Raw genomic sequence first — 7,658 nt, 5'->3', positions numbered from 1 at the left:
CAGGAACAGGCCGTTGGCAATGATGAAGCCAATCGGCGCGCCGAGCTGCGGGAAGGTGCCGAAGATGGCGCGCTTGCCGGCCGGGGCGTTCTCGGTTGCCACCAGCGCCGCACCGCTCCACTCGCCGCCAAGCGCAAAGCCTTGCGCCAGACGCAGGATCACCAGGAGCAGCGGGGCAAGCCAGCCGACGCTTGCATAGGTCGGCAAAGCGCCGATCAGGAAGGTCGCGATGCCCATTGTGAGCAGCGCACCGACCAGTGTGATCTTGCGGCCGCGTTTGTCGCCGAGGTGGCCGAAGAAGATGGCGCCGAGGGGGCGGGCAACCATGGCTGCGCCGAAAACTGCGAAGGAGGCAAGCAACGCGGTGGTTTCGTTGCCGGCCGGGAAGAAGAGATGCGGGAAAACGAGGACCGCAGCGGTCGCATAAACGTAGAAGTCATAGAATTCGATAGTCGTGCCAACCAGACTTGCCAGGATCACGCGGGAACGCGGATTGGCAGGCGCCGGGGTGACCACCTTTTGATATGATGTCGCGGACATAAGGTTTAGTGCTCCAGAAATATCCAGAGACAGCCGCTCGACGGAACATTGTTGCCCGGGAGCCTTGGGAGGCCATCGCTGGGAAGGTTCGGCGCGGGCAAAAAGCGGGCGTCGAAAGACCGCCGTCCTTAGTCCCGATATTGGGGAGGCGGCAAGGGTTATTGTGCGGGACGATGGCGTTTCTTGTGCAACGTGTGCGCGCCTGAAGCCGGAAGGTGTCAGGCCGGGAAGATATTGGCCCTTTGGATGCGCAAAACACCGATATGGCCGCGCGAAACGGGTGTTTCAGGCGGCACATCAAGCTCGACTTGGGTGCCATCAGCGAGCTTAGCCAGGACACGGCGATGATCGGGACGATCGATGACGCGCGTCACGGTCGCCGACATCCCCTCGCCTTCCAAAGCCCATTCGAGATCGGCTGGACGAACAAAAACTTCGGCCTTGCCATCGCGAATGCCGGGTGCGGCAAGGGACGTGCCGCCAAGTTGAACCTGCCCCCTCGCGACCTGTCCTTCCAGCCGGTTCGTGTCGCCGAGGAAGCGGGTGACGAAGGCGGTGTTCGGGCGACGGGTCACATCTTCGGGCGTGCCTTCCTGGACGATCTTGCCTTCGTTCAGGATCACGACGCGATCGGCGAGGTCGAGGGCTTCTTCCTGGTCATGCGTCACAAACACGGTAGTGATCCCGAGCTGCTCCTGAATCTCGCGCAGCCAAACGCGCAGATCGCGACGGACGGCGGCGTCGAGGGCACCGAAGGGTTCGTCCAGAAGCAGGACCTTGGGATCGACGGCCAACGCCCGGGCTAGGGCCACGCGCTGCCGCTGACCGCCTGATATCTGCGACGGGAAGCGGTCGCCGAGCCCTTCCAGCCGCACCAGCTTCAACAACTCGTCCACCCGTGCGGCAATCACGGACTTGGAGCGTTTGACCTTCGAGACCTTCATGCCGAAGGTGATGTTTTCGCCCACCGTCATATGCGGGAAGAGCGCATAGTGCTGGAACACGAAGCCAACGCCACGCTCGCGCACGGGAATGGCGGTCGCATCCTGATCTCCGAAGTAAATCGCCCCGCCATCGGCAAATTCGAGGCCGGCAATCATGCGCAGGATCGTGGTCTTGCCGGAACCGGATGGACCAAGCAGCGCCACCAATTCACCACTTGCCACTTCCAGCGAAACGCCGTGCACGGCGCGGAAGGTGTCGAAAGTCTTCACCACTTGATCGAGGCGGATCTTCATGGTTTCGGCTCCTCGGCGATGATGGTTGGCGCGGCAAGGCTGACCCGGCTGCGCCGCCCTGCCCCTCGACGCTCGAGTGCGACCTTGGCGATGATGGTAACGACGGCGAGCACGGTCAGGATCGAGGCGGCCGCGAAGGCGCCGGCTGTCTGGTAGTCGTGGTAAAGCAGTTCGATATGCAGCGGCAGCGTGTTGGTCTGGCCGCGAATGTTACCGGACACGACAGACACCGCGCCGAACTCGCCCATGACGCGGGCGTTGCAGAGCACGACGCCGTAAAGCAGCGCCCAGCGGACGTTCGGCAGGGTCACCGACCAGAAGGTGCGCCAGCCGGAGGCGCCAAGCGAGGTCGCGGCTTCTTCGAGGTCGCGTCCCTGCGCCTGCATCAGCGGGATCAGTTCGCGCGCCACGAAGGGTGCGGTGACGAACATCGATGCCAGCACGATGCCGGGTAGCGCGAAGAGGATCTTGATGTCGGCGGATTGCAGCGCCGGCCCGAACAGGCCCTGCAGACCGTACACGAAGAGGTAGGCCACGCCGGCGACGATCGGGGAAATCGAGAATGGAATCTCAATGATGACGATCAGCAGCCGCCGGCCCGGAAAGTCGAACTTGGTGACAGCCCAGGCGGCCGCGACGCCGAAGGCCGTGTTGATCGGCACGGCGATCAAGGCCGTCACGACCGTCAGAAGGATCGCGTGCAGCGTGTCGGGGTGACCGATCGCGGCCGCGAAGGCGGAAAGCCCGAGCGATAAAGCCTGCACGAAGATGACGATAAGCGGCGCCAGCACGAGTATGGCGCCGACAGCCAGAACGAGCGTGATCAGGGTGCGGCGAACGGCAGGGGTTTCACCCACGCGCGGCGGCTTTTTGCCTGTTGAAGCGCTCATCTCACGACCTCTGTGTGTAGCGCAGAGCGCGCGCTTGCAGGAGGTTGGTGACGGCCAGCATCACGAAGGCGGTGATCAGCAGCACGGAAGCAATCGCGGCAGCGGCCTGATAGTCGTATTCCTCAAGCCGGATAAAGGCGAGTAGCGCGGTAATCTCGGTCTGCATCGGCTGGTTGCCGGCAATGAAGATGATGGCGCCGAACTCGCCCAGGCTGCGGGCAAAGGACAGCGACACGCCGGCCAGAAGGGCTGGCGTGAGCAGCGGCAGGATTACCTTGGTGAAGATCGTCCAGTCCGACCCACCCAGGGATTGCGCGGCTTCTTCAAGTGCTGGGTCAAGGTCTTCCAGGACGGGCTGTACGGTGCGGACCACGAAAGGCAGGCTGGTAAAGGCCATGGCGACCATGATGCCGAGCGGTGTGTAAGCGACCGGTATGCCGATGGCCGCCAGCGGCGCACCGAACCAGCCATTGGCTGCGAACAAGGTGGTCAGCGCAATGCCGGCAACCGCCGTGGGCAGCGCGAAAGGCAGGTCGACGATGGCATCCACCAGCCGCTTGCCGGGAAAGTTGTAGCGCACCAGCACCCAGGCCAGCGCCATGCCGAAGACGAGGTTGAAGACGGTGGCGACTGCAGCCGAGCCGGCAGTGACGCGGTAGCTCGCCAGAGCGCGATTGGAGGAGATGATGCGCCAGTAATCGTCAAAGCCGAGCGATGCCGCCTTGAAGATCAGCGCGCCGAGCGGCAGCGCCACGATGAGCGCGACATAGAAAATCGTGATCCCGAGCGCCAAAGGCAGACCCGGCAGGACCCGGCGTTTCACGATGCGCTCCCCTCAAAACAGACCAATGGCCGGCGCGCCCAGCACGCCGGCCATCAAGCTTAAAGCCTTGCCGAGGTCAACGGTCGCCGTAGATCTCGTCCAGCAGCGCGCCGGAAGCAAAGTGCTCCTTCTGAACCTTGTCCCAGCCGCCGAACACGTCCTCGACCTTCACGAGACGGACCTGGGGGAACTGGTCCTTGAACTCGGCCGAGACGGCTTCGTCGTTCACGCGGTTGCCGTTCTCGGCGATGATCTTCTGGCCTTCCGGCGAATACAGGAAGTCGAGATAGGACTTGGCGAAGTCGCGCGAGCCGCGCTTGTCGACGACGCGATCGACGATGGCGACCGGGAACTCAGCAAGCACGCTGACTTCCGGCACGACGATGTCGAACTTGTCTTCGCCGAACTCCTTGGCGATGCCGCGGGTTTCCGCCTCGAAGGTGATCAACACGTCGCCGATGTTGCGCTCGACAAACGTGGTGGTGGCGGCGCGACCGCCCGTGTCGAACACCGGCACATTGTCGAACAGCTTCTTGACGAAGGCTTTGACCTGCTCCTCGTCATTGTTGAACTTCTCTTTCGCGTAGGCGGTCGCGGCGAGATAGGTGTAGCGGGCATTGCCGGAGGTCTTCGGGTTCGGGAACACGACCTTCACGTCGTCGCGGACCAGATCGTCCCAGTTCTTGATGCCCTTCGGGTTGCCGGCGCGCACGAGGAAGGCGGGCAGCGAGTAATAGGGCGAGGCATTGTTGGCGAATTCGCTCTGCCAGTCGTCGGATACCGCCCCGCCCTTGACCAGCGCATCGATATCCGTGACCTGATTGAAAGTCACCACATCGGCGTCGAGCCCTTCCAGGATCGCCCGGGCCTGCTTGGACGAGCCGGCATGCGACTGATCAACAGTCTTGCCGGGGTTCTTCGCGACATAGGCCTCGTTGATCTTGGCAAAAAGCTCGCGGGAGATGTCGTAGGAGGCGTTGAGGATTTTGTCGGGCGAGTTGTCCGGCGACTGGGCGGAAGCCGGCCCGGAGATGAGCGCGGCAAGAGCGGCGCCGAGAAAGAAAAGACGCATGTGGCGGGTCCTGAAGCTGAGATGGGCTTCAACCTAGCCGACACGACCCTGCAAGAGGAGGCAAGCCGCCACGACACCCTCCTCCTGCCGAGAACATCTAACTAAAAATATATGGCATCAGGGAATACTATTCCTACGCCTTCGGGCGACCATCTCAATCGGTGGGATAAAGATCCTTGGCGCGAACGCGATCGCGGACTTTCTCCTCGATCTTGTCCAACGGCTTTTCGTCGAACCGGCCCGCAAGTTCGGAAGCGATCTGCTTGACCGGGATCATCACTTCGCCATGGGCGGCTGCGTCATCGACATATTGGTTGATGGCGGAAAGAAGTTCTGGGCTCGTCGTCATTGTCGTTCCTCCCAAAAGCTGATGGGCCGAGTATGCCTCAGCCCGTCAGGAGTACAACAGTGAAAGCGGTGCTGGTCGCGTTTAGTCGACGAACTCGACCTTGGTCTTTTTCGCCTTCACCAGCTCGGCTAGGCGGCCGACATCCCAGTTGGTCAATCGCACGCAGCCATGGCTGCCGCTCTTGTTGACCAGATTAGGCCAGGGCGTGCCGTGAATGCCATAGGTGGGCTTAGACAGGTCGATCCAGACATTGCCGACCGGGCCATTCGGGCCAGCCGGAAGCTCCATCTTTTCCTTGTTCTCACCCTGCTGGAAGTTGATTTCCGGGTTGTAGGTGTAGGTCGGGTCCTTCACGACCGCGACGACTTCGACCTTGCCCGAGGGTGACGGGGTGTCTTCCGAGCCGATCGATGCGGGCGCCACGAAGGCCGGCTCCTTGGCGTCGCCGACATAAGCGCGCAACTCGCCCTTCTTCTTGTCGACGAGGATGCGGGTAACTTCAGCTTCTGGCGCACCGCCGGGTGCCACGACGGTAATCTTGGTGCCGGCTTTCTCGAAGTCCGCATCCGGATTTAGCGCCTTCAGCAGGCCCTCATCCATATGGAAGCGCTCCGCCAGCATTTCGGTGACATTGCGGTAGCCGATCTGCTCGAGCTTAGCGAGTTCGGCATAATCCTCGGCCAAGTCCGGGAAGTAAGGGCCCTTGATGTCCTCGGCGGTCAGCTCATAGGTCTGGATCGGGCTCGCCGTATCCTGGGCGAGGCTGTCCCAAAGCTTTTCGTCAAGCTCACCCTTGGCTGGCAGCCCCTTCATCGCGCGGTAGGCAGCCAGGGCCTTGCGCGTGTTGTCGCCGAACATGCCGTCGATCTCGCCAGGCGAGGTATAAGCGCGGTCGAGCAAAACCTGCACACGGATCAGAAATGGATCCGCCTCGGCCTGCTTCTTGTCGCCGCCCTCCTCGGCAGCCTTTTCCTCGGCAGCCTTTTCCTCGGCGGCCTTCAGCTCTTTTTCGGCCTTCGGGTTAGCGGATACCTGCGCGGCCGCTTCATCGGGGACGTCGGTGGATTGTTCGGGCGTTTCTACAACGGCGTCCGGCTGTCCCGGCACCGCGACCTTGGCGGCGTCCGGCTTCGGCGCCTCGGGCTCAGCAGCTTCCACTTCGCCGGACTGCTGATCGATTTCGAGAACAGCTTCTTCGCCGCCGTTCTTGCTGTCGCCCTTGCCGCTCTTGCTTTTCTGCCAGCTGTCGAAGGTGGCATTGGCGATCGCGTCAGGCTCGATCGGCGCCGCATAGGCGAAGGAAGCAGCCAGCGGCATGATCGCGAGGATCGTCGCCAGTTTCAGCGTTGTTTTGGAAATCACCTTGCCCACCATCATCTAAATGACTTTGGGCATCAACGATCAAGCGTAACAATGGCTCCATTGAAAACGCTTGATTTTTCAAGATGCTATCAGAGATTAAAGGAAGTAGCCCAGCAGGACGACGACGATTAGTCCCAGCAGAACGAAGGCGAGCAACCAGCCCAGCAAATTAGGCGGACCATCACGGTGCCTGTCGTAGTCGCTCATCGCCCGTGTCTCCGTCGAGGCCGACCAAACGGCCCGGCGTGTCCTCAGGGCAAAGCGATTCGATCCGCCCTCGTCACGCATTCCCGCCAGAAAAACGAAGACAGGGCAAGGCCTCGTTCCCGGCTAACTGTGTTTTGGTCTATTCGGTCGCGGCGTCGGCGGACGCTACAATCCCGGTTTCGTTGAACACGGACGTCCGTCCACCAGCGAGGAAGACGAGGACGATAGAGGCGAACAAGGCCCCCCAGATCATCATAAGGCGCATGGGATAACCATTCACTTGGTTGAGTGGCTGATTAACGGAATGCAACCCTGGCGGTTCCCGACGCGTGCTTCGGCGGGTGAATGCCGTTGCACAAAGACAACAGTGGGGATGGCGGCCAAGCTGTGGGGATCTGTGGTGGTCAGCGTTTCGGGACCGCTAAGCCGTTGTTTCAACTGGTCGGAGTGAGAGGATTCGAACCTCCGACCCCCTCGTCCCGAACGAGGTGCGCTACCAGGCTGCGCTACACTCCGTGACCAGTGGCGGGCTTATAACTTTGCGCTTCGCTGATCGCAAGCGGGCTCATTGCGATTTGCAAAAGTTTCCAGACGAGACCACTGCGCAGCGCTTTGCGGTCGGTGTCGGCACTTGTCAGCAGCACCACAACCTCTGCGAGTTGTTATCGAGTACTTAATTTCAGACGGCACCTAGTGGTTGCATGATCTAAGATTTACTCGGCGGATGCATTGAGAATGCAAGCAAAGTGGACGACCCTTTCTTCGCGTTTGTTCGCCTGTAACAAGGGAACGGCTGCGGTTGAGTTCGCTTTGTTGTCGCCGCTCTACATCATGCTCTTGATGGGGCTGATCGCCTACGGCATCTATATTGCGGCGGCGCATTCCGTGCAGCAGATTGCTGCCGATGCAGCAAGGATCGCGGTGGCGGGCATGGATGATGCCGAACGCCAGAAGCTCGTCACCGACTTCGTGTCGGGCCATTCGCAGGGCTATGCCTTCGTTAAACCTGAAAAGCTGATCGTCGTTGTCAGTCAGCCGGCTGCGGGCAGCGAGTATTTCGTCGTAACGCTGACCTATGATGCTGGCGAATTGCCGATCTGGCAGCTGGCGACCAACCTGCCTTTGCCGCAAACCGCCATCATCCGGCAATCCGTGGTACGGATCGGGGGACTGTGAG

At 61.3% G+C, this 7,658-nt stretch carries 8 protein-coding genes and 1 tRNA gene; 1 reads left to right on the top strand and 8 read right to left on the bottom strand.

Annotation, left to right across the window (positions count from 1 at the left end; all coding sequences use genetic code 11):
* From RTX98_RS09470 to RTX98_RS09435, 8 genes are all read right to left on the bottom strand, one after another.
* Positions 1-540 (bottom strand): MFS transporter (locus RTX98_RS09470; RefSeq protein WP_312796196.1); only part of this gene is annotated, 540 nt, incomplete at its 3' end.
* Positions 541-758: 218 nt separating this feature from the next.
* Positions 759-1,778 (bottom strand): sulfate/molybdate ABC transporter ATP-binding protein, encoded by a 1,020-nt coding sequence (locus RTX98_RS09465; protein ID WP_312796195.1) that lies wholly within the window; start codon positions 1,776-1,778, stop codon positions 759-761.
* Positions 1,775-2,668, bottom strand: a complete 894-nt coding sequence (gene cysW, locus RTX98_RS09460) for a sulfate ABC transporter permease subunit CysW (RefSeq protein WP_312796194.1) — start codon at positions 2,666-2,668, stop codon at positions 1,775-1,777. Before cysW ends, RTX98_RS09465 begins: the two co-directional genes overlap by 4 nt.
* Before the next feature lies 1 nt (position 2,669).
* Positions 2,670-3,491 (bottom strand): sulfate ABC transporter permease subunit CysT, encoded by an 822-nt coding sequence (gene cysT / locus RTX98_RS09455; RefSeq protein WP_312796193.1) that lies wholly within the window; start codon positions 3,489-3,491, stop codon positions 2,670-2,672.
* Positions 3,492-3,567: 76 nt separating this feature from the next.
* Positions 3,568-4,563: a thiosulfate ABC transporter substrate-binding protein CysP gene (gene cysP / locus RTX98_RS09450; RefSeq protein WP_312796192.1), complete on the bottom strand. Its 996-nt coding sequence runs from the start codon at positions 4,561-4,563 to the stop codon at positions 3,568-3,570.
* A 154-nt stretch (positions 4,564-4,717) separates the two neighbouring features.
* On the bottom strand, positions 4,718-4,912 hold the full coding sequence (locus RTX98_RS09445) for a hypothetical protein (protein ID WP_189501218.1): 195 nt from the start codon (positions 4,910-4,912) through the stop codon (positions 4,718-4,720).
* Positions 4,913-4,993: 81 nt separating this feature from the next.
* Positions 4,994-6,274 (bottom strand): L,D-transpeptidase, encoded by a 1,281-nt coding sequence (locus tag RTX98_RS09440; protein ID WP_312796190.1) that lies wholly within the window; start codon positions 6,272-6,274, stop codon positions 4,994-4,996.
* 646 nt (positions 6,275-6,920) lie between these two features.
* Positions 6,921-6,997 (bottom strand) — tRNA-Pro (locus RTX98_RS09435).
* Between the two features lie 219 nt (positions 6,998-7,216).
* Here RTX98_RS09435 and RTX98_RS09430 point away from each other — a divergent pair.
* On the top strand, positions 7,217-7,657 hold the full coding sequence (locus tag RTX98_RS09430; RefSeq protein ID WP_312796188.1) for a TadE/TadG family type IV pilus assembly protein: 441 nt from the start codon (positions 7,217-7,219) through the stop codon (positions 7,655-7,657).
* Position 7,658 lies beyond the last annotated feature (1 nt).

Source organism: Tianweitania sp. (genome assembly GCF_032053605.1).
Lineage (GTDB): Bacteria > Pseudomonadota > Alphaproteobacteria > Rhizobiales > Rhizobiaceae > Tianweitania.
This window is presented reverse-complemented; position numbering and strand designations above follow the sequence as displayed.

Bases quoted from the DNA above. Each gene is read 5' to 3' on its own strand.
- RTX98_RS09465 (WP_312796195.1), bottom strand. From the start codon at position 1,778: ATGAAGATCCGCCTCGATCAAGTGGTGAAGACTTTCGACACCTTCCGC.
- cysW (WP_312796194.1), bottom strand. From the start codon at position 2,668: ATGAGCGCTTCAACAGGCAAAAAGCCGCCGCGCGTGGGTGAAACCCCT.
- cysP (WP_312796192.1), bottom strand. From the start codon at position 4,563: ATGCGTCTTTTCTTTCTCGGCGCCGCTCTTGCCGCGCTCATCTCCGGG.
- RTX98_RS09445 (WP_189501218.1), bottom strand. From the start codon at position 4,912: ATGACGACGAGCCCAGAACTTCTTTCCGCCATCAACCAATATGTCGAT.
- RTX98_RS09430 (WP_312796188.1), top strand. From the start codon at position 7,217: ATGCAAGCAAAGTGGACGACCCTTTCTTCGCGTTTGTTCGCCTGTAAC.